General features: G+C 71.0%; 21 protein-coding genes. 12 read left to right on the top strand and 9 right to left on the bottom strand.

The annotated features are described in order from the left end of the window. Positions 1-40: 40 nt before the first annotated feature. From HQQ85_RS02590 to HQQ85_RS02575, 4 genes are all read right to left on the bottom strand, one after another. Positions 41-406, bottom strand: a complete 366-nt coding sequence (locus HQQ85_RS02590; protein ID WP_173180937.1) for an RNA polymerase-binding protein RbpA — start codon at positions 404-406, stop codon at positions 41-43. A gap of 168 nt (positions 407-574) precedes the next feature. After that, complete coding sequence (locus tag HQQ85_RS02585; RefSeq protein WP_371741735.1) at positions 575-1,309, bottom strand: glycerophosphodiester phosphodiesterase family protein; 735 nt, start codon at positions 1,307-1,309, stop codon at positions 575-577. Between the two features lie 58 nt (positions 1,310-1,367). Further along, complete coding sequence (locus HQQ85_RS02580) at positions 1,368-2,690, bottom strand: SPFH domain-containing protein (protein WP_371741734.1); 1,323 nt, start codon at positions 2,688-2,690, stop codon at positions 1,368-1,370. Then, positions 2,687-3,211 carry an NfeD family protein gene (locus tag HQQ85_RS02575; RefSeq protein ID WP_173180935.1) on the bottom strand — a complete coding sequence of 175 codons (525 nt, stop codon included), beginning with the start codon at positions 3,209-3,211 and terminating at the stop codon, positions 2,687-2,689. Before HQQ85_RS02575 ends, HQQ85_RS02580 begins: the two co-directional genes overlap by 4 nt. Before the next feature lie 139 nt (positions 3,212-3,350). Between HQQ85_RS02575 and HQQ85_RS02570 the strand changes: the two genes are divergently transcribed. Then, positions 3,351-4,121 (top strand): SDR family oxidoreductase, encoded by a 771-nt coding sequence (locus HQQ85_RS02570; protein ID WP_173180934.1) that lies wholly within the window; start codon positions 3,351-3,353, stop codon positions 4,119-4,121. A gap of 2 nt (positions 4,122-4,123) precedes the next feature. After that, positions 4,124-4,600, top strand: a complete 477-nt coding sequence (locus HQQ85_RS02565; protein ID WP_371741733.1) for an NUDIX hydrolase — start codon at positions 4,124-4,126, stop codon at positions 4,598-4,600. A 60-nt stretch (positions 4,601-4,660) separates the two neighbouring features. Here HQQ85_RS02565 and HQQ85_RS02560 read toward each other — a convergent pair whose 3' ends face one another. Then, the gene (locus HQQ85_RS02560) at positions 4,661-5,266 is read right to left on the bottom strand and encodes an HdeD family acid-resistance protein (protein ID WP_173180933.1); all 606 of its coding nucleotides are present in this window, start codon (positions 5,264-5,266) and stop codon (positions 4,661-4,663) included. A 212-nt stretch (positions 5,267-5,478) separates the two neighbouring features. On the opposite strand from HQQ85_RS02560, the gene HQQ85_RS02555 reads away from it, so the two are divergent. The 4 genes from HQQ85_RS02555 to HQQ85_RS02540 all read left to right on the top strand — a co-directional run bounded on the left by HQQ85_RS02555 (position 5,479) and on the right by HQQ85_RS02540 (position 9,902). Then, entirely contained in the window at positions 5,479-6,402 is a 924-nt protein-coding gene (locus HQQ85_RS02555; protein WP_173180932.1) for a hypothetical protein, read from the top strand. Continuing rightward, entirely contained in the window at positions 6,389-7,912 is a 1,524-nt protein-coding gene (locus HQQ85_RS02550) for a hypothetical protein (protein WP_173180931.1), read from the top strand. Before HQQ85_RS02555 ends, HQQ85_RS02550 begins: the two co-directional genes overlap by 14 nt. 119 nt (positions 7,913-8,031) lie before the next feature. Further along, on the top strand, positions 8,032-8,601 hold the full coding sequence (locus tag HQQ85_RS02545) for an ABC transporter ATP-binding protein (protein WP_371741794.1): 570 nt from the start codon (positions 8,032-8,034) through the stop codon (positions 8,599-8,601). Between the two features lie 11 nt (positions 8,602-8,612). Then, positions 8,613-9,902 carry an ABC transporter permease gene (locus HQQ85_RS02540; protein WP_371741732.1) on the top strand — a complete coding sequence of 430 codons (1,290 nt, stop codon included), beginning with the start codon at positions 8,613-8,615 and terminating at the stop codon, positions 9,900-9,902. Between the two features lie 127 nt (positions 9,903-10,029). Here the strand turns inward: HQQ85_RS02540 and HQQ85_RS02535 are convergent, their stop codons facing one another. From HQQ85_RS02535 to HQQ85_RS02525, 3 genes are all read right to left on the bottom strand, one after another. Beyond that, positions 10,030-10,671 carry a helix-turn-helix domain-containing protein gene (locus HQQ85_RS02535; protein WP_173180929.1) on the bottom strand — a complete coding sequence of 214 codons (642 nt, stop codon included), beginning with the start codon at positions 10,669-10,671 and terminating at the stop codon, positions 10,030-10,032. A 2-nt stretch (positions 10,672-10,673) separates the two neighbouring features. Beyond that, the gene (locus HQQ85_RS02530) at positions 10,674-11,108 is read right to left on the bottom strand and encodes a VOC family protein (protein WP_173180928.1); all 435 of its coding nucleotides are present in this window, start codon (positions 11,106-11,108) and stop codon (positions 10,674-10,676) included. Between the two features lie 182 nt (positions 11,109-11,290). Next, positions 11,291-12,616 (bottom strand): NAD(P)-binding domain-containing protein, encoded by a 1,326-nt coding sequence (locus HQQ85_RS02525; RefSeq protein ID WP_173180927.1) that lies wholly within the window; start codon positions 12,614-12,616, stop codon positions 11,291-11,293. Between the two features lie 90 nt (positions 12,617-12,706). Between HQQ85_RS02525 and HQQ85_RS02520 the strand changes: the two genes are divergently transcribed. The 3 genes from HQQ85_RS02520 to HQQ85_RS02510 all read left to right on the top strand — a co-directional run bounded on the left by HQQ85_RS02520 (position 12,707) and on the right by HQQ85_RS02510 (position 16,214). Then, positions 12,707-13,054, top strand: a complete 348-nt coding sequence (locus tag HQQ85_RS02520; RefSeq protein ID WP_173180926.1) for a helix-turn-helix transcriptional regulator — start codon at positions 12,707-12,709, stop codon at positions 13,052-13,054. A gap of 195 nt (positions 13,055-13,249) precedes the next feature. After that, a complete protein-coding gene (locus HQQ85_RS02515; protein WP_173180925.1) occupies positions 13,250-15,571 on the top strand; it encodes an arylsulfatase in 2,322 nt (773 codons plus the stop codon). Between the two features lie 13 nt (positions 15,572-15,584). Next, the gene (locus tag HQQ85_RS02510; protein ID WP_173180924.1) at positions 15,585-16,214 is read left to right on the top strand and encodes a hypothetical protein; all 630 of its coding nucleotides are present in this window, start codon (positions 15,585-15,587) and stop codon (positions 16,212-16,214) included. Here HQQ85_RS02510 and HQQ85_RS02505 read toward each other — a convergent pair. Further along, positions 16,204-17,259 (bottom strand): AI-2E family transporter, encoded by a 1,056-nt coding sequence (locus HQQ85_RS02505; protein ID WP_173180923.1) that lies wholly within the window; start codon positions 17,257-17,259, stop codon positions 16,204-16,206. The two genes, HQQ85_RS02510 and HQQ85_RS02505, sit on opposite strands and share 11 nt — an antisense overlap. Here HQQ85_RS02505 and HQQ85_RS21280 point away from each other — a divergent pair. From HQQ85_RS21280 to HQQ85_RS20890, 3 genes are all read left to right on the top strand, one after another. After that, positions 17,189-17,812, top strand: a complete 624-nt coding sequence (locus tag HQQ85_RS21280) for a GAP family protein (protein ID WP_371741731.1) — start codon at positions 17,189-17,191, stop codon at positions 17,810-17,812. The genes HQQ85_RS02505 and HQQ85_RS21280 overlap by 71 nt on opposite strands. Before the next feature lie 57 nt (positions 17,813-17,869). Then, the gene (locus HQQ85_RS02495) at positions 17,870-18,475 is read left to right on the top strand and encodes a hypothetical protein (protein ID WP_173180921.1); all 606 of its coding nucleotides are present in this window, start codon (positions 17,870-17,872) and stop codon (positions 18,473-18,475) included. Between the two features lie 416 nt (positions 18,476-18,891). Then, positions 18,892-19,467 carry a hypothetical protein gene (locus HQQ85_RS20890; RefSeq protein WP_254069086.1) on the top strand — a complete coding sequence of 192 codons (576 nt, stop codon included), beginning with the start codon at positions 18,892-18,894 and terminating at the stop codon, positions 19,465-19,467. Positions 19,468-19,495 lie beyond the last annotated feature (28 nt).

The raw sequence follows: 19,495 nt of genomic DNA, 5'->3' as shown, positions 1-19,495 counted from the left end.
CGTTCGTGCGTGCGGGCGATCTGCCCGCGGGGTGGCGGGGCTAGGCGCCGATCTTCTGCGTGCCGCGGCGGGCGCGCAGGTACTGCAGGCGCTCCTCGAGCAGCTCCTCGAGCTCGGCGCGCGTGCGCCGTTCGAGCAGCATGTCCCAGTGGGAGCGCGGGATCTTCGCGTCGCTGTGGTCGATGACGACGGGCTCCGAACCCACCATCAGCGTGGCCTCGTGGCTGCAGAACTTGCATTCCCAGCTCTCAGGGGCCTCCGCCTCGGCCGAGAACACCATGTCGGTGTCACGGCCACATGTCGCGCAGCGGTACGTGTACGTCGATCGGGGCGAGAATACGACGCCCTCTTCGCTCTGCAGGCTTTGTGCGCCCAAACGCATTCCGCGCAAACTGCGATCTGCCATTGTGTGGTCTCCTCTCGCGTTGCTTATTCGTTATAACGGCGTGCAGGGCGGAATCCTTTCCGAAGCCGGGTATTGCCAGACGTCTCCCAGTCAACAGCGCCATTCCCCTTTCGGGGGCCAGTGCAGCTCGGGCGTGTCGGGTGAGCGGATGCTCCGCCGCCCTCGCTCTCAGCCTTTCGCCCGACGGCGGAACTCGGCCACCAGCGGCAGCAGCAGGTCGACGCGGTCGGTGACGAGGCCGTCGACGCCGCGCTCGAGCAGCAGCCGGGCCTCGTCGACGTCGTTGATCGTCCAGACGTGCACCTCGACGCCCGCGGCCTGCAGTCGCCGCACCGTGCGCGCGGTGACCGTCTCGATCCTCCCGATGCGGCGGGGGATCTGCACCGCGTCGACCCGCCGCAGGAACAGCCGCGCCAGGGGAGTGAGGCCGAGCTTGGCGGCCACCAGGGCCGGGACGAACTCCTGCGCCGACGCCGAGGTCGCGACCCCCGGCAGCAGCACGCTCGCCGAGCGCCGCCGCTTCGCCGAGAACGACGTCAGCAGCACGCGGTCCCGGGCGCCCGCAGCCTCGATCGCGGCGGCGGCCGGTGCCGCCGCCGCCTCGGCCTTGATGTCGACGTTGAAACGGCTCGCCGGCAGCGCCACCAGCAGCTCGGCGAGGCTCGAGAAGCGCTGGTCGCCCCCGAGCTCGACGGCGCCGAGCTGCTCGAGGGTCAGGGCGGCGATGTCCTCGTCGCGCCCCGCGATGCGGTCGAGGGTGGGATCGTGCGCGGCCACCGCGATGCCGTCGGCGGTGGCGTGCACGTCGGTCTCGAGGTACTCGGCCCCGGCGGCGACGGCCGCCTCGAAGGCGGCCAGCGTGTTCTCGGGCGCATCCACGGCGAGCCCGCGATGTGCGAGCACCCGGGGGAGCGGCCCGGCGAAGTACCCGCTCCGGGCCGCCGCGCGCCGCTCCGCCCGGCTAGCGCCCGGCCGTGCCGGCATCCCCGGCTTCGCCGCCCGTGCCGGTACCGGCGTCGTCCGACTCCCCGGCGGCGTGCGCGCCTGCGCTGCTGCTGTCGCCCGCGCCGATTCCGCCCGCGCCGATTCCGCCCGTGCCTATGCCGCCCGAGTCGGCACCGCCGAGGGTGCCGCCGCTCAGTGCGCCGCCATCCGGAGTGCCACCACCCGGGGCGCTGTCGCCCGCGCCGCTGCCGTCACCGATGCCCGCACCGGCCGGGCGGCCGGCGGCGGTCGCGTCGGCGGCGCTCCGCGCGGCCGCGGTGGCGTCGCGCACGGCGGCCTGGGCATCCAGCAGCGCCGAGGACACGGAGCCGCCATCCGTCAGCCCGCCGTTCCTCGCCGCCTCGCTCGGGCCGGAGCGCTGACCGCCGCCGAGCCCGGACGCGACCGCCCCGCCCTTCTCGCCGAACGCCTGACCGATGCCCTTCAGCGCCTCGGTCAGCTCGCTCGGGATGACCCAGAGCTTGTTTGCACTGCCTTCGGCGAGCTTGGGCAGCGTCTGCAGGTACTGGTAGGCGAGCAGCATGTTGTCGGGCTCCCCGCGGTGGATGGCGCCGAACACCGTGGTGATCGCCTCGGCCTCACCCTGCGCCCGCAGCACCTGCGCCTTGGCGTCACCCTCGGCCCGGAGGATCTGCGACTGCCGCGAACCCTCCGCCTCGAGGATGGCGGACTGCTTCGTTCCCTCGGCGGTGAGGATGACGGCGCGGCGCTCCCGCTCCGCGCGCATCTGCTTCTCCATCGAGTCCTGGATCGACGCCGGCGGGTCGATCGCCTTCAGCTCCACGCGCGATACCCGGATGCCCCACTTGCCGGTCGCCTCGTCGAGCACGATGCGCAGCTGGCCGTTGATCTCGTCGCGGCTGGTGAGCGCCTCCTCGAGGTTCAGCCCACCCACGACGTTACGGAGGGTGGTGGTGGCGAGCTGCTCGACCGCGCCGAGGTAGTTCGCGATCTCATAGGTCGCCGCCCGCGCATCCGTCACCTGGAAGAACACGACCGTGTCGATCGAGACCACGAGGTTGTCCTCGGTGATCACCGGCTGGGGCGGGAAGGAGACGACCTGCTCGCGCAGGTCGATGAGCGGCCGCAGCCGGTCGATGAAGGGCACCAGGATGTTCAGGCCCGGCAGGAGGGTCTTGTGGTAGCGGCCCAGCCGCTCCACGACGCCGGCCCGCGCCTGGGGGATGATGCGCACGGAGCGCGCCAGCACCACCAGGGCGAAGACGACGACGATCGCGATGACGACGAACAGCACGATCTGACCCACGGAGTCGTTCACGATGTCGGTTCCTTCCGGTTGCCGGGCGCCAGCCCGTCGGGGGGAGTAAGGGGAGCGGCGGCCGAGGCCGGCACCACGATGGCGGTCGCCCCGTCGATGGCGGTGACGAGCACGCGCTCGCCCCGCTCGAGCTCGCGCTGCTCGACGAGGGGGGAGACCCTCGCCGTCCAGGTGTCGCCGTTGGAGAGCTTGACGTGGCCGGCGGTCGGCGTGAGGCGGTCTAGCACGTGGCCCTCGAGACCGAGCAGGGCCTCGACGTTGCTCTTCGCCGGGTCGCCGCCGCGCTTCAGGCGCTTCAGCAGCGGGGGACGAAGCGTCAGCAGGAGCAGCAGCGAGACCGCTGCCGCGACCACGATCTGCGCCCACCACGGGGCACCGAGCACGCCCGCGATCAGGCCGCCCAGGCTGCCGATTGCGATCATCAGGAAGGTGAACTCGAGCGTGAACATCTCGATCACGATGAACAGCAGGATGAGGCCCAGCCAGACGATCCAGGCATAGCTGTCGAGGAATTCGAGCATCTGCGGTCTCCTCCCGTGTGCGACCTGTGCGGTCTCGATCGGTAGCTCCGACGCTATCAGGCGGCGCCGACATCGGGTCGGGTGCACGCCGAGTTGGTAGTCTCGACGGGTTCGCCACCCCGAGTTCCAAGGAGTCCCCGTGTCCAACCCCCTCGCCCCCGGATCGCTCGACGGCAAGCGCGTTCTCGTCACCGGATCGTCCCGCGGCATCGGCGCCGACACCCTCGGCTACTTCGCCGAGGCGGGCGCCTCCGTCGTCATCAACTACCGCAACAAGGAGGCGCGCGCGGTGAAGCTCGCGAACTCCATCCGCGAGAGCGGCGGCACCGCGATCGTCGCCGGGGCCGACCTCACCGACCCCGAGTCGGTCGCCGGCCTGTTCGAGCAGGTGCAGGCCGAGCTCGGCGGCCTCGACATCCTCGTGCTGAACGCCTCGGGCGGCATGGAGAGCGGCATGGCCGAGGACTACGCGATGAGCCTGAACCGCGACGCCCAGGTGAGCGTGCTGACCTCGGCACTGCCCCTGCTCGCCCCCGGCTCGCGCGTCGTCTTCGTCACGAGCCACCAGGCGCACTTCATCCGCACCACGCCCACCATGCCCGAGTACGAGCAGGTCGCCCTCTCCAAGCGCGCCGGCGAGGACGCCCTGCGCGACCTCATCCCGCGCCTGGACGAAGCGGGCGTCGAGTTCGTCGTCGTCTCGGGCGACATGATCGAGGGCACCATCACGGCCACCCTGCTCGAGCGCATGAACCCCGGAGCGATCGGCGCCCGCAAGGAGGCCGCGGGCCGCCTCTACAACGTCAGCGAGTTCGCCGCCGAGGTGGCCGCGGCCGCCGTCGAGCCGATCCCGGCCGACCACACCCGCCTCGTCGGCGACGTGAGCGACTTCGAGCAGAACGGGGTCTGAGCGTGGGTGGGGCAGCCGATGCGGCCGTGCCGGAGGGCACGATCATCCTGAAGTCGCGGGTGCTCGTGACCGACGCCGAGGGTGCGGCCCTGCTGTTCTACACGAGGGCGGATGCTCCCGCGAACCCCACCCGCTGGCTGACCCCGGGCGGCCATCTCGACCCGGGGGAGACCCACGCCGAGGCGGCCGTGCGCGAGCTGTTCGAGGAGACCGGACTGGTGCTCACCGAGGCGGAGCTCGGCGACCCCGTGTGGGCGCACGACTTCGTGGGGGAGCCGGCCGAGGGCACCCGCCGCTCGTATCACGAGGAGTGGTACCGGCTGCGCACCGAGCGGTTCGAGCCGGTCGACACGAACTGGACGGACGACGAGCGCGTCGACGTCGAGGAGTGGCGGTGGTTCGCGCCGTCGGAGCTGGCGGCGACGACGGACGCGGTGGAGCCCGCCGGGCTCGCGGCGCTGGTGGCGCGACTGGCGTAGCCCGGCGGGACGCGCTTCTGCTCGGCACCTTCGGCGCTTTGCGAACAGTCTTCGGTGCGGCTAACGGACGGTCTTCGGCGCCTTGCCGAGCGTGATCGCCGTGATGGCGGCGAAGACGCCCGTGATGATCAGGCTGATGCCGGTGAACAGCACCAGGATGCCGATCGACTCCAGCGGCAGGAAAATCACGATGATGCCGGCGACGACCGAGATCACGCCGAGGATCGTGCCGAACCACTGCGAGGAGTCCTTCGCGGTCTCCATCACGGCGAGCGTGCCCTCGATGATCCAGGAGAAGCCGATCACGAAGGCGAGCGCGACCAGCGAGACGACCGGGTTGCGGATGGCGACGACACCCGCGACGATCAGCAGCACGCCGAGGATGATCCCGAGTGCGCGGATGCCCCCCGTCATGCCCGTGCTGACGATGCCCTGCACGATGCGCATGAGGCCGATGATCCAGAAGTAGATCGCGAACAGCAGGGCGATCGTGTAGACGATGGCGTCGGGGTTGTTGAAGGCCAGCACCAGCACGACGATGCCGAGCACGACCGAGAGCACGGCGCGCACCCACAGACCGATCTTCAGCCACTTCGCGACGCCGCCGCTGATGTCGCCCGGGAAGAGCAGGAAGCCGGTGGGCCCGGCGGTGGTCGGTGCGGTCATGATGATCCCCCTCGTCGATGCGCGCACTCCCGTCGCGCCTGCGGCAAATCTAGCGGACCCTTGGCGTGCGATGGGAGTCCCCCGAGAGCCGTATCTCAGGGCTCACCGCTCCTCTATCGTCGACCTGAGCATTAATCAGCTTAGGAGGAACCATGGACATCGGCTCGACTCGGACTCGCACTCTCGGCGCGGCTTCGGCGCTGGCATTCGTCGTGCTGACACTCGCAGGCTGCAGCGGGGGAGCCCCCGAGGCAGCCCCGGCCGCCGACTCGCCGCTTGCCCCGTACACCGACGCGCTGTACGGAGGAACATCGGATGAGGAGCTGGCGTCGCGGAACGCCACGATGCAGAACGCAGCAGCGGCGTGCATGAAGGAGCAGGGCTTCCCCTACGAGCCCGACACGAGCTCCGGCATCAGCGTGCAGGCCGACGGGGAGGGAGGGGTCGAGTGGGGGAGCCGGGCCTTCGCGGAGCAGTACGGCTACGGCGTCGTCAGCAGCCCGTTCGCCTCGGCGGCTGGAGACGAGGGCACGGAGGTCGTCGACCCCAACGCCGGCTACCTGGCCACGTTGAGCGAAGGCGAGCGCGCAGCCTGGGAGGCTGCGCTCTACGGCGCACCGGTGGATGAGTCGACGGCACTGACTGAGTGGGACTGGACGAAGGCCGGCTGCCTGGGCGCGGCCGCCCACGAGGCCGATCTCGCCGCCGGGGCCGCCTCGGCCGACCCCGAGGCCCAGGGCCTGATCGACGAACTCAACGAGCTCCCCGAGAGGGCGGCGTCGGCGGATGCGGTGGTCACCGCCGAGAGGCGGTGGAGCGACTGCCTCGCCACGGCCGGGCACCCGGGCTACGCGCACAGGGCCGACCCCATGACCGACTTCTCCGATCGCTACAGCGCCCTCGCCCGGCCGGGGGAGCCGCCCGTCGACGGCGCCGCCCCGGGCAGCGTCGACCAGGCGGCACTGGACGCCCTGCAGGAGGAGGAGATCGCCGTCGCGGTCGCCGACCTCGACTGCGCGGCGTCGACCCACTACGACGACCTGCTCGCCGCGGAGCAGCAGCGCCTCGACCAGGAGTTCGTCGACCGGAACCGCGCGGCGCTCGATTCCCTGGTGGCGGCACATGACCAGCGCTGAGGCGGCTCCTCCGCGCCCCAGGCGAGCCCGCCGGGACCTGCGCGGGCCGAGACTGGTGCTCGTGCTGGCGGCCGTGGCCCTGCTCTCCCTCGTCGCCGGGGTGGCCGTGGCGCGGCTGGTCGTGTCACCGGCCGAGCTCGCCGCCCGTGCGGTCGCGCCCGAGGCCGGACCGATCCTCGCCCCGGTCGAGGAACGCGTCATCGAGAACCGGGTCACGGCCCGGGCCGACGTGGGCTTCGCCGACGCCGTCGACGTGACCATCGACACCTCGGGCCTCAGCGGTCCGGCGGTCGTGACGGGCCACGTCCCCGAGGCGGGTGCCGAGATCGCCGCCGGGGGAGTCGCCCTCGAGGTCGCCGGACGGCCGGTGCTCGCACTCCCCGGGGGTCTGCCGGCGTATCGCACCCTGCGAGCGGACCTGTCCGGTCCCGACGTGCTGCAGCTGAAGGCCGCGCTGGCCGGGCTCGGGATCGACGCGGGAGACACGACGTCGCCGGGTTACGACGCGTCGACGGCAGCGGCGGTCGACGAGCTGTATCGCCGGGCGGGGTACGCCCCGCCACCGCCGTCACCCGAGGTCGAGGCGACGCTCCGCGCGGCCCGCGCCGCCGAGCGCGCCACCGAGTCGGCCCTGGGCCAGGCGCGCGCCGCAGTGGCCCGCGCCGCGTCCCCGGCACCGGCCGCCCAACAGCTCGAGGCCGAGAACGCCGTGCGGGAGGCGCAGCGCTCGCTCGACACGGCAGTGGCCTCCGGTGAGGCCCCGACCGCCGTCGACCGGCTGCGCGACGAGCTCGCGCTGGCGGTGGCCCGGCGCGACGCCGCGGTCGCTCCCGGAGACACGGGGGCCGAGAGCTCCGCGGTCGACTCCGCCCTCGAGCAGCTCGCCGACGCCCAGCGGGATCGCTCCGAGGCCGAGACGGATGCCCTGACGGCACTCCCGGCCGCCGAGATCGTCTACCTGCCCACTCTTCCGCGCCGCGTGGACAGCGTGCAGGCCGTCCGCGGCGAGATCGCCAAGGGCTCGACGATGAGCGTCTCCGGAGCGGCCCTCGACCTCGTCGGCACGCTGACCGAGCAGGACGCCGCGCTCGTGAAGCCGGGGATGGCGGCCTCCTACACCGCGGCCGACGGCACCGAGCGCCCGGCCACGGTGACCTCGGTCACGCCGAAGAAGCCGGCCGAGGGGTCGAAGACCGCGAAGTCGTACGAGCTGCGGCTCGATCCGGGCACGCCGGATCCCGACGTCGCGGAGCGGCTGCGGGGGAGCAACGTGCGCGTGGACGTCCCCGTCGAGGCCACCTCCGGCGCCGTGCTCGCGGTACCGGTGGCCGCGCTGAGTGCCGGGCCGGGCGGGGAGAGCCGGGTCGAGCTGGCGGTCGAGCATCCGGATGCCCCGCCCACGACCGAGCTCGTGACCGTCACCACCGGGCTCGCCGCCGGCGGCTACGCCGAGGTTCGCAGCGACGACGCCCGGCTGACGGTCGGCGCGAAGGTCGTGGTGGGGCGATGAGCGGGCCGGGGAGCCTGATCGAACTGCGCGGAGTGACGCGCAGCTTCGACGCCGGCGCACGGTCGCTGGAGGTGCTGCGCGGGGTCGACCTGCGGGTGGAGCACGGCGACTTCGTCGCCATCACCGGATCGTCGGGGGCGGGGAAGTCGACGATGCTGAACATCCTCGGGCTGCTCGACCGGCCGACGTCCGGGGAGTACCTCTTCGACGGACGGGCGACGGCCGGGCTCGGCGATCGGGAGCGGTCGCAGGTGCGCGGGGCGGGCGTGGGGTTCGTCTTCCAGTCGTTCCATCTGCTGTCGGCACGGACCGTGCGGGAGAACGTGCTGCTCGCATTCGTCTACGGCGAGACGGGGGAGCGGTCTTCATCGACGGGGGAGCGGCGGGCATCGGCTGAGGAGGCGCTTCACCGGGTGGGTCTCGGGTCACGGCTGGACGCGCATCCGGGAACCCTGTCGGGAGGCGAGCGGCAGCGCGTCGCCATCGCGCGGGCCATCTGCACCCGGCCGCGGCTGCTGCTCGCCGACGAGCCGACGGGCAACCTCGACCGGCGCAACTCGGATGCGGTGCTCGACCTGATCGAGGAGCTGAACGCGGGCGGGCTGACCGTCGTGGTGATCACGCACGACGAGGCGGTGGCGCGGCGGGCTCGGCGGCACCGGGTGCTTGAGGGCGGGCGGCTGTCGTGAGGCTGCGGTGGGTGCGGCGGCCGGGGGTGCATCCACGGGAGCGGGTGCGGGTGAAGGTGCGGCTACGGGAGCGGCAGAGGGTGCGGCTGCGGTTGTTCGGTGACATCGGGGGAGAGGCGCTCGCGAGCGTCGGCGCCCGCCCCGGCCGGCTGATGCTCGGCGTACTCGGCACGGTCGTCGGCATCGCCGCGCTGGTCACGACGATGGGTCTCGGGCAGACCGCGTCGGGACAGCTGGCCGCCCGCTTCGACGCCGTCGCCGCCACCCACGCCGAGGTCGAACCCGCCACCGCGCCCGGCAGTGACGGCACCGAGCGCCCGGTCGCCACCCTGCCCTCCGACGCTCTGTCGCGCATCCGGGATCTGGCGGGCGTCACCGCCGGGGCCCTGCTCGCGCCGGTCGACATCGGTGACCCCGAGATCACGACCGTGCCGGTCACCGACCCGGCCCGCGCACCCACGGCGCCGCCCGCGGTGGTGGCGGCATCCGGTGACCTGCTCGAGGCGGTGGGCGGCCGGCTGCAGCGGGGACGGATGTTCGACAGCGGCCACGACGAGCGCCACGACCGCGTCGCGGTGCTCGGCGCGTCGGCGGCCGAACTGCTGGGCGTGACCTCCATCGACGCCCGGCCGACCGTGTTCATCGGCGGGCACGCGTACGCGGTGATCGGCGTCCTGGCGTCGAGCGAGACCCGTCGGTCGCTGGAATCGGCGGTGATCCTGCCGCTCGGCACCGCACAGGCGGAGTTCCCGGGAGTCGTGCCGTCGACGCTGGCCCTGCGCGTCGAGCTGGGCGCCGGGTCGCTGGTCGCGCATCAGGTGCCGATCGCGCTGGCGCCGTCGTCGCCCGAGCAATTCTCGGTTTCGGCGCCGGGGGAGCCGACGACCTTCCAGACCGGGCTCCAGGGGGACCTCGACCTGATCTTTTTGGCCATCGGGCTCATCACGCTGCTCGCCGGCGCCCTGGGGATCGCCGGCACGACCCTCAGCGGCGTGGCCGAACGCATCGGCGAGATCGGCCTCCGGCGGGCCCTCGGAGCGACCCGGGGGCAGATCGCGGCGCAGTTCGTCGCCGAGTCGGCGACCGTCGGGCTGCTGGGCGGACTGATGGGATCGGCGGCCGGCGTCTTCGTGGTCGTCGGCGTCTCGCTGGCGCAGGGCTGGACGCCGGTGCTCGACCTCGGCCTGACCTTCGGCGCCGTCGCGGCCGGTGGGCTCGTCGGACTGCTGGCGGGCCTCGTGCCGTCGCACCGTGCGGCGCGAACCGAGCCGGCGGACGCCCTCAGATCGACCCCGACCTGACCTCTTCCCGTTGCACTGATAATGCACATTATGTCAATACCGTCACCCGGGGGTACGAATTCGCCGCCCACGCCGACGACGCCACGAGCAACGTGAACGCTCCTGTTCGAGCGACGGGCGAGCGCCTTCAGGCCGCGACGTGGAACGTCGCTGCGAATCGAGCGAGCAGCACGCTGCGACCGTGGAGCACCTGTATCGCTCCGGTTTCGATAGCACGGTCCGGCGAGAGCTCACCCGAGATGAGGCGGTGGAGGCCCGCACCGGCGGTGAACGCGAGATCGACGGGCCCGTCGGCGCGCTCGACATCGAGCGTGGAACCAGCCACGCTCACCAAAAGCTCGGTCTGGTCCAGCCGTGCAGAGTAGATGGTCGGCGGCAGGGTGGCCGCGACGCTCGAACGGAACGCGGCACGAAGATCCATCGTCATCGAGTCCGCCGTGATGACCTGCTCGCCGCGGATGTCGTCGAGCGCTTTCAATCCCCAGGCTCCGAGGGCGAGCACGACGGGCTCGAGCTCGCGACCGTAGGGCGTCAGCTCGTAGACGATGATGCGCGAATGCGGGGCACGGCGGATGATGCCCGCCGCCTGCAGTTCTTTCAGGCGTGTTGCCAAGATGTTGCTCGGGATCCGGTGCAGGCCACCGGCTAGCTCACCGTAGCGACGAGGCCCGACGAGCAGGTCACGGATGATGAGCAGCGCCCACCGCTCCCCCACGAGTTCGACGGCGCGGGAGACGCCGCCGTACTGCCCGTAGTCGCGGGCGGCCAAGGCTAGACCTCAGGTGTGGAGGCTGCGTCCGGGCCACCTGCTGCGGCTGCAGGATCCATCCACCCGAAGTCGAGGATGTTGCCGCTCGGGTCCGCTAGCCCGCGCTGGTACATGAAGCCGTGGTCGGTGGCCTCCTGGGGCTGGGTTCCACCGGCGGCGATACCGGCCTCCACCGTCTTGTCGACGGCCTCACGGCTGTCGACGAAGATCGCGATCGAGGACGTGGGGCTGACCTTCGGGTCGCCGATCGGCAGCTCTGTGAACGTCTGGAAGTACTCCCGGGTGTGGATCATGAAGTAGCTGTGGCCGTCCTCCACCACCACACAGGCGGCGTTGTGATCGGTGAACATCGGGTTGATGCTGAAACCGAGGGCTTCATAGAACGCCTTCGAGGCGTCGAGGTCGGTGACGGCGAAATTGACGAACATCTGGGGCATGGCAGGACTCCTTCGCGGGCTGGTACGAAGACACTTTCAATAAACAAGTGAATTGTCAACCATTCCGAAGGAGGGCCGCGATCGACGTGCGGGGTCTGGGCGGTGCGGATCGAGTGTCCCACCGGCACGATGACGGGCGCGAGCCCCCGTGCGGGTGTCCGCCGGAGCTCGCTCCTTGACCGCTAGAAGGATGCGGGCGCTCGACCGATCGGGATGAGCTGCTGCTCGGGCAGGGCGCAGCAGCTGCCGCCGATCGCGGTGCCGGTCGAGTCGAACAGGCCCGCTCCGCCGCAGACGCCGGTGTCGGGCAGCACCAGCTCCACGCGTGCGGCGGCCTCGTGGTCGCCGGCGAGCTCGGCGACGACCGAGCGGACCTGCTCGTACCCGGTCATCGCCAGGAACGTCGGGGCGCGCCCGTATGACTTCGCGCCGACGAGGTAGAAGTTCGGCTCCGGCTGCGCAAGGTCAGCGGCTCCGGTCGCGGCGACCGACCCGCAGGAGTGCAGGTTGGGGTCGACCTCGGCCGCGATGAGCACCGGCGCCTGCAGCGTCGCGTCCAACTCCAGTCGCAGCTCCGACAGCAACGACAGGTCGGGCCGGAACCCGGTGAGCACCGCCACGTGATCGGCGGGTGCGAGGGTGCGACCGTCTTCGCTGGTCAGAAGCACCTGATCGCCGAGACGGTCGATCTTCTCGACCCGGAACCCGGTCACCAGGTCGATCACGCCGGCGTCCACGAACTCCTTCGCGGTGATGCCGAGCTGGCCGCGGGCGGGCAGCTCATCAGCCACTCCCCCGCCGAAGGTGTTGCCGACGGTGCCGCGGCGCAGCACCCAGGTGACCTTCGTCGACGGGTCACGGCGCGCGATCCGGCCGAGTGCGATCACGGCCGTCACGGCCGAGTGCCCGGAACCGACGACGACGCTGTGCTTGCCCTCGTACTTCGTTCGGGCACGGTAATCCGGGATGCGGTAGTCCAGCAGCTCCGCAGCAGCACGCTCCCCGATCGCGGGCAGGCCGTCGGCGCCGGCCGGGTTCGGCACTGACCAGGTTCCGGATGCGTCGATCACCGCGCGCGCAACCACCCGGTACTCGGTGCCATCGGCAGCCTCGATGTGGACGGTGAAGGGCTGCTCTGCCCGGCCCGCGTCGACCAGGCGGTCGCGGCCACGGCGAGAGACACCGACGACGCGCGAACCATGGCGGATGCGGTCGCCCAGCTCGGCGGCGAGCGGGGCGAGGTAGCCACTGATCCACTGCGTCCCCGTCGGGTAGCCGGTCGTGGGCCGTTCCCAGCCGGTGGGCTCGAGCATCCGGGCGGCGGCCTCGTCGACCAGCTCGCCCCATTCGGAGAACAGTCGCACGTGGCCCCACTGGGACACCGCGGCCGCAGCGCTCCCGCCGGCCTCGAGCACCAGCACCGACTGCTTTCGCTCGACCAGGTGAGCGGCTGCAGCCAGCCCCTGGGGGCCGGCACCGATCACGACGACGGGTAGCTCGTTCTGCACCGTTCCACTCCTCACACATCGACACATCTCAATGCATCGAGAGTGGTCGATACATCGACAGAAGTCAATACGTCATGAGAGGATCGGACCATGACGATCCCACTCCCCCTGCTGACCTCGGATGCTGGCGCCTGCTGCACCCCCGTCACCGGCGGAGTACTCACGGCCGAGGACGCCGAGCGCATCGCTCACACCTTCAAAGCGCTCGGCGATCCCACCCGGGTGCGCCTGCTGTCGCTGATCGCCGCGAGCGAGGGCGGAGAAGCGTGCATCTGCGACCTCACCGAACCCGTCGGACTGTCGCAGCCGACCGTGTCGCACCACATGAAGCAGCTCGTGGAGGCCGGCCTCGCCGTGCGCGAGCAGCGCGGCCGCTGGGCCTACTACCGCGTCGTCGGCGACGCCCTCGACCGGGCGGCCCAAGCCCTCCGATCCTGACCGGCACCGTACCGGATGAGCTACGGCCCGTGGGCTGGCCAGGGGCTGGCCTGTCGCGAGACACCGTCCTCATCGAACGGGCGACACCTCACCCGTTCTTGGTGAGATCGCGATCTGCTCCTTACGCCGACGCCAGGTCCGTGGTTACCGTCGAGGAGCGTCGCGACGCCGCGCGGCTCGAACGGGAGGATCGAGATGTCGAAGGAATTCACGGGCACGATCAAGCTCGACGTGCGGGACTCGGTGCCCGACTGGGCCCCCTACGAACTCACGAAACCGCCGGCGGGATCACCGAACGTGCTCGTCGTGCTCTACGACGACACCGGACTCGCCTCCTGGTCGCCCTACGGCGGCCGCATCTCGATGCCGACCCTCGACCGGTTGGCCGAGAACGGCCTCACCTACACGCAGTGGCACACCACGGCCCTCTGCTCCCCCACCCGCTCGGTGTTCCTCACGGGCCGGAACCACCACCTCAACGGCTGCGGGGTGATCATGGAGGGCACGAACGGTTTCCCGGGCCTCTCGGGCCGCTTCCCCGAGGAGTGCGCCACGATCGGTCACGTCCTGCAGGACAACGGCTACAGCACCTTCTGGATCGGCAAGGACCACAACGTCCCCGAGGAGGATGTCGCACCCGGCGGCAGCCGGTCGCAGTGGCCGCTGCAGCAGGGCTTCGACCGCTTCTACGGCTTCCTCGGCGGCGAGACCAACAACTGGTATCCCGACCTGGTCGAGGACAACCACTTCATCGAGCCCCCGGCCACCCCGGAGGAGGGGTACCACCTCTCGAAGGACCTCGCCGACCAGGCGCTCCGCATGCTGCGCAACCAGAAGGCGTCGAACCCGTCCAAGCCCTGGTACATGTGGTTCTGCCCCGGCGCCAACCACGCCCCGCACCACGCCCCCGAGGAGTACATCGCCAAGTACGAGGGGGCCTTCGACGACGGCTACGAGGCGTACCGCGAATGGGTCCTCGAGCGGATGATCGAGAAGGGCATCATGCCCGCGGGCACCGAGCTCACCCCGCTCAACCCCCTCCCCGAGGACGACGCGAACGCCGCCGACCACGTGCGCCCGTGGGACGAGCTGAACGACGACGAGAAGAAGCTCTTCGCCCGCTTCGCCGAGGTGTTCGCCGGCTTCTCCGAATACACGGATGCTCAGGTCGGACGCGTCATCGACTATCTCGAGGAGACCGGTCAGCTCGAGAACACCATCGTGTTCTACTGCGCCGACAACGGTGCCTCCGGAGAGGGCAGCCCCGACGGCTCGGTGAACGAGAACAAGTTCTTCAACGGGTACCCGGACGACCTGAAGGAGAACCTGGCGATGATGGACAAGCTGGGCTCCCCCGACACCTACAACCACTACCCCACCGGATGGGCCGCCGCGTTCTCCACCCCCTTCCAGATGTTCAAGCGCTACTCCCAGTTCGCGGGCGGGACGTGCGACCCCATGGTCATCCACTGGCCGAAGGGCATCGCCGCGAAGGGCGAGATCCGGCACCAGTACCACCACGTGACGGACGTCGTCGCCACGATCCTCGACGTGGTCGGCGTCGGGATGCCCGAGGTCTACCGCGGCGTGAAGCAGCATCCGCTGAACGGCGTCTCGATGGCCTACAGCTTCGACTCCGAGCACGCCCCCACCGAGAAGAAGGTGCAGTACTACACGATGCTCGGCACCCGCGGCCTCTGGAAGGACGGCTGGAAGGCGGCCGCCATCCACGCCCCCCTCACCGGAAAGGGTCACTTCGACGAGGATCGGTGGGAGCTCTACAACGTGGAGGAGGACCGGTCGGAGTCGCGCGACCTCTCCGCCGAGCATCCGGAGAAGCTGAAGGAGCTGATCGCCGCCTGGTTCGCCGAGGCCGACGCGAACAACGTGCTGCCGCTCGACGACCGCTCGGCCCGCGACCAGCTCACCATCGAGCGCCCGCAGGCCGAACCCCCGCGCACCCGGTACACCTACTATCCGGATGCCGTGGCCGTTCCCGAGAGCGTCGCCGTGAACGTCCGCGGGCGCTCGTTCACGATCGTGGCCGAGGTCGACCTCGGGGCGGATGCCCAGGGGGTGCTCTTCGCCCACGGCTCACGGTTCGGCGGCCACTCCCTGTTCATCACGGAGAACCGTCTGCACTACGTCTACAACTTCCTGGGCATCCCGCCCGAGCAGGAGTTCGTGTCGGAGGCGCTCACCCCCGGGCCGCACGCGCTCGGCATGGAGTTCGTGCGCGAGAGCGCCGGTGAGCACGGCGAGTCGGTGGGCACCTGCCGGCTGTACGTCGACCAGACCGTCGTGGCCGAGGGGCCGATGCGGGCGCAGATCGGCAAGTTCACGCTCTGCGGCGACGGCCTCTGCATCGGCTACGACAGCGCCGACGCCGTGAGTCGCAGCTACACGAATCCGTTCCCGTTCACCGGCGGCAAGCTGCTCGGGGTCACGATCGACGTCGGTGAGGAGTCGTTCATCGACCTCGAACTCGAAGCGGTCGCCATGCTCTCACGCGAGTGAGCGGATGCCCGGCATGACGAACGAGGCAGTCGGGGCCGGGAAGCGGGCGCGCGAGGTGCGGGACATCGTCGCGGTGTTCGTGCTCTCCGTCACGGCGGTACTGACGGCGTGGTGCGGCTTCGAGGCGTCCAAATGGGGCGGCGAGATGTCGATCGCGTTCTCCGAGGCGAGCAGTTCGCGCATCCAGGCGGGGAACTACGAGGGCGAGTCCCGGGATGCGCGGCAGTTCGACCTGACCATCTATTCCGAGTGGATCAAGGCCGACCTCTCCGGGGACACGCAGCTCGCGGACTACATCCAGACCCGCTTCCTGCCCGACTTCGCCGTCGCGTTCGACGCCTGGGACGCGGACGGCCGACAGGAGAACTCGCCGCTGGCCCGCCCGGAGTACGTGCCCGACGGCACCGTCGAAGCCGACGAGTGGAACACCCGCGCCGACGCGAAGTTCGCCGAAGCCCTCGTGAACAATCAGCGGGGCGACGACTACTCCCTGCTGACGGTGCTGTTCGCGCTCGTGCTCTTCCTCACGGCCATGTCGCAGCGAGCGACCGCCTCCTGGGCGAACTGGACGCTGCTCGGGCTCGCCCTGGCCGCGGCTCTGGTCGGGATCGGAGTCGGGATCACCTTCCCGATCAAGATCTGAGCGGGTCCTCGGGCGGTGGGTCGCCGGTGAGCCAGCGTCCGAGGGGATGGGCCCCGAGGGAACTGCGCAGCAGGACGGTGCGGACGAGCAGCGTCATGGGAATCGCGAGGACCGCTCCGATCGGGCCGAGCACCGCCGTCCAGAAGACGACCGAGAAGAAGGTGAGGGTGAGGTTCAGCCGCACCGCCTGGCTCACGAAGCGGGGCTGCACGAACACCTGCAGGCCCACGTTGATGGCGCAGTAGCCGATCAGCACGACGAGGCCCGACTGCCAGCCGCCGACGGCGAAGGCCAGCACCGTGGGTGGGACGAGGCCGATGATGAATCCGACGCTCGGGATGTAGTTCGTGATGAAGGCCAGCACCGCCCAGGCGAACACCCCCGGCACACCGGCGGCCCACAGCAGTACCCCGTCGAGGAGGGCGACGACCGCCCCGAAGACCGTGTTGATGACGTAGTACCGGCGAACCGATCCGGCATAGCTCGTGAAGGCGTCGACGAGCGCGGCCCGCGTCGAGCGGAACCGCTCGACCGCACCGTCGATGATCGGGGCGTCGACGGCCAGGTAGAGCACGTAGACGAGCACGAAGGCGAACGCGAGCACGACGGTCGCGAGTTCACCGGCGATCCCCGCGGTCACCTCGACGATGGCGCGGGGATCCAGCCACTCCGACACCGCGTCCCCCGTCACACGGGGGTAGCCGAGCGCGTCCGTCACAGAGCGGATGGCGTCCCGGCCCGCGCCGAGTTCCGGCGCGTGATCCTCGACGACCCGCACGAACAGTCCCCCGGCCGCGACGGTCAGCACGACGATCGCCAGGAGCACCGCCCAGGCGATCGCGATCACCGCGGCGGTGGCCAGCCACGGCGGCATTCTCCGCGCCTCGAGTGCGTGGCGCACCGGATGCACCGTGATGACGAGCACGAGGGCGAGCAGCAGCGGGGAGATCAGGCCGGCACCGAGGTGCACGCCGATGATCGTGATCACCGACGCGGCGGTGAAGACGACGATGCGCGTCGCGCCGGCATCACCGCGGTCGCTCACGTGCTGCCCCCCGCTCCGATGGATCGTGTGGCCCGATCCTAGGCAGGGTCGTGGCGCCGGCACCAGGGGTCGTCCCCCGGCACGGTGCCGGGCGGGCGGAAACGCCGCTGGCCAAGCGGGTGGGTGCACCTGGGCGCTGGGAAGCGGTCTGTCCGCGATAGCGCCCCGACCCGTCTTCGGCCACCGCACGGTCGTCGGGGCCGCCGAGCTGGTCGTCGGGTTGGCCCTGATCGTCTACGGCATCCTCGCCCTTCGGCGCACGGGACGTGCATCCGAGGCTCCCCGCCGGGGCTGGCTCGATCGACTCGCCTCGGTGCATCTCTGGACCGCGATCGGCGTCGGGGTGGTGCTGAACCTGCGGCCCAAGGCCCTTCTGCTCGCGGTGGCCGGCGGCTTGGCGATCGGCAGCAGCCGGCTCACCACCGCCGAGACCATCGCCGCGGCGGCGATCTACGCCGCGCTCAGCGCATCCGTGATCGGCGGCATCGTCGTCGCGCACCTCGTCCGGACCCGCCCGGGCGAAATCGACGGTATCGCCGGCGAGGGGATGTGATTACTGTGGTCGCAAGCGCGATGGGTGGCGCTGTTTCGCGAACTGGGGAGTGCGCGTATGAACGATCACAGCACGGACGAGAACAGCACGGACGAGAACCGGACGAGCGTTTCGCGACGCGCCGTTCTCACGGCGGCGGCCTGGTCGATGCCGGTCGTGGCGGTCGCCGTCGCCACTCCCGCACGAGCCGCCTCCGGCGACGCCACCGGGCAGGTCTGGGTCGAGACGGTGCAGGGCGGCACCTGGGTGAACCCGGAGTACTACGGGCTCTGGGTCCAGATCCGCAACAACGACACCCAGTCGCCGTCATTGCCCGTCGAAGCCATCACCTCGGCGACCATCACCGTGTCGCTGCCGCTGAGCGCGGTAGGCGAGCTGCAGCCCGTCGTGATCGCGAACGCCGGGGGTTCGAGCCCGGTCGTTCCCGCCCTGCCCACGACCGACCCCACCTGGGTGGCGGCCGGCGCGAGCGACGACGGCGCGGGGAACGCCGTCTACACGCTCGTGTACTCGGGCAGCATCGAGGGGCAGGGGCTGAGCGGGGTGACGTTCGGCATCCTCGGCCCGGCCGGAGGACTCGTCTCCCCCGTCGACTACGTGATCACCGCGACCGGCGAACCGACGGACGGCTATGTCGACGTCTTCACCGGAACGCTGTTCTGAGCATCCGTCCAGAAGACACCGTCGGGGGGACGACATGGCACGCATCACGAACGCCGAACTGCTTCGCCGCATCGGCGAACTGGAACGGGAGAACGCCGAGCTGAGGGGGCAGCCGGCGAGCGATTCCGAGCACGATGGCATCGACGCCCGCCGCGAACCGTTCCGCTCGCGCAGCCGGGCCTGGACGGTGCTCGCGACGGTGCTGATCGTGGTCGGTGCGATCCTCGCTCCGGTCGCGGTGGCCGCGTCGTGGGCCAGAGCGACCCTGACGGACACCGACCTCTTCGTCGCCACCTACGCACCCCTCGTGCGCGACGCCGACGTGCGGGAGTTCGTGACCGCCCAGACGCATCCAGCTCGGCTACGGTCTCGCCGTCGGTGCCGGCTCCTGGCTCCCCTGGGTCGCGCTGCTGCTCGTGGCCGCCGGGGTCGTCGTCGCACGCCGGCGCTCGGTCGCGCTGATCTGGGCGGCTCTCGCTCTCGCGCTGACGATGGCCGTGCTGCTGACCGCGTTCGCGATCGCGCGCGTGATCGCGGTCACGGCGATCAGTCCGTCGGTGCTGCCGTCGACGGTCACCGGCACCCTGCTCGACGCAGTGATCGGGGCGATGCGGGACACCGCGGTCGCCGTGCTCGTGCTCGCCCTGGTCGTCGCCCTGGTCGGCTGGCTCGCGGGCCCCTTCCGCACGCCACGGGCGCTGCGCGGCCTCGCCGCCACCGGTGCTCGCCGCCTGCGCGAGGCCGCCGAGTCGCGGGGTGTCAGCACCGGGCGGGTGGGTGAACGCCTGTACGCGCAGCGCGTGCTCCTGCGGGTGGTCGTGGCGGCCGTCGCCGCGGCGGTCGTGGTCTTCGCGCGGCCCCTCAGCCCGGGACTGATCGTCGGGACTCTGGTGCTGGCCGCTCTCGCGCTCGCGGTGCTCGAGATCCTGCAGCGGCCCGCGATCACCGTGCCGGCCGACGCCGACGACGACACCCCGGTGCTCGTCCGCTGAGACCCACTCTGACGGAATTCGAGACAGC

The sequence above is a fragment of the Herbiconiux sp. VKM Ac-2851 genome, from assembly GCF_013205105.1.
Lineage (GTDB): Bacteria > Actinomycetota > Actinomycetes > Actinomycetales > Microbacteriaceae > Herbiconiux > Herbiconiux flava.
This window is presented reverse-complemented; position numbering and strand designations above follow the sequence as displayed.

What these genes read in the sequence shown, in the direction of transcription:
- HQQ85_RS02590 (WP_173180937.1), bottom strand. Translation starts at nt 406, where the DNA reads ATGGCAGATCGCAGTTTGCGCGGAATGCGTTTGGGCGCACAAAGCCTG.
- HQQ85_RS02575 (WP_173180935.1), bottom strand. Translation starts at nt 3,211, where the DNA reads ATGCTCGAATTCCTCGACAGCTATGCCTGGATCGTCTGGCTGGGCCTC.
- HQQ85_RS02560 (WP_173180933.1), bottom strand. Translation starts at nt 5,266, where the DNA reads ATGACCGCACCGACCACCGCCGGGCCCACCGGCTTCCTGCTCTTCCCG.
- HQQ85_RS02550 (WP_173180931.1), top strand. Translation starts at nt 6,389, where the DNA reads ATGACCAGCGCTGAGGCGGCTCCTCCGCGCCCCAGGCGAGCCCGCCGG.
- HQQ85_RS02530 (WP_173180928.1), bottom strand. Translation starts at nt 11,108, where the DNA reads ATGCCCCAGATGTTCGTCAATTTCGCCGTCACCGACCTCGACGCCTCG.
- HQQ85_RS02520 (WP_173180926.1), top strand. Translation starts at nt 12,707, where the DNA reads ATGACGATCCCACTCCCCCTGCTGACCTCGGATGCTGGCGCCTGCTGC.
- HQQ85_RS02515 (WP_173180925.1), top strand. Translation starts at nt 13,250, where the DNA reads ATGTCGAAGGAATTCACGGGCACGATCAAGCTCGACGTGCGGGACTCG.
- HQQ85_RS02510 (WP_173180924.1), top strand. Translation starts at nt 15,585, where the DNA reads ATGACGAACGAGGCAGTCGGGGCCGGGAAGCGGGCGCGCGAGGTGCGG.
- HQQ85_RS21280 (WP_371741731.1), top strand. Translation starts at nt 17,189, where the DNA reads ATGATCGTGATCACCGACGCGGCGGTGAAGACGACGATGCGCGTCGCG.
- HQQ85_RS02495 (WP_173180921.1), top strand. Translation starts at nt 17,870, where the DNA reads ATGAACGATCACAGCACGGACGAGAACAGCACGGACGAGAACCGGACG.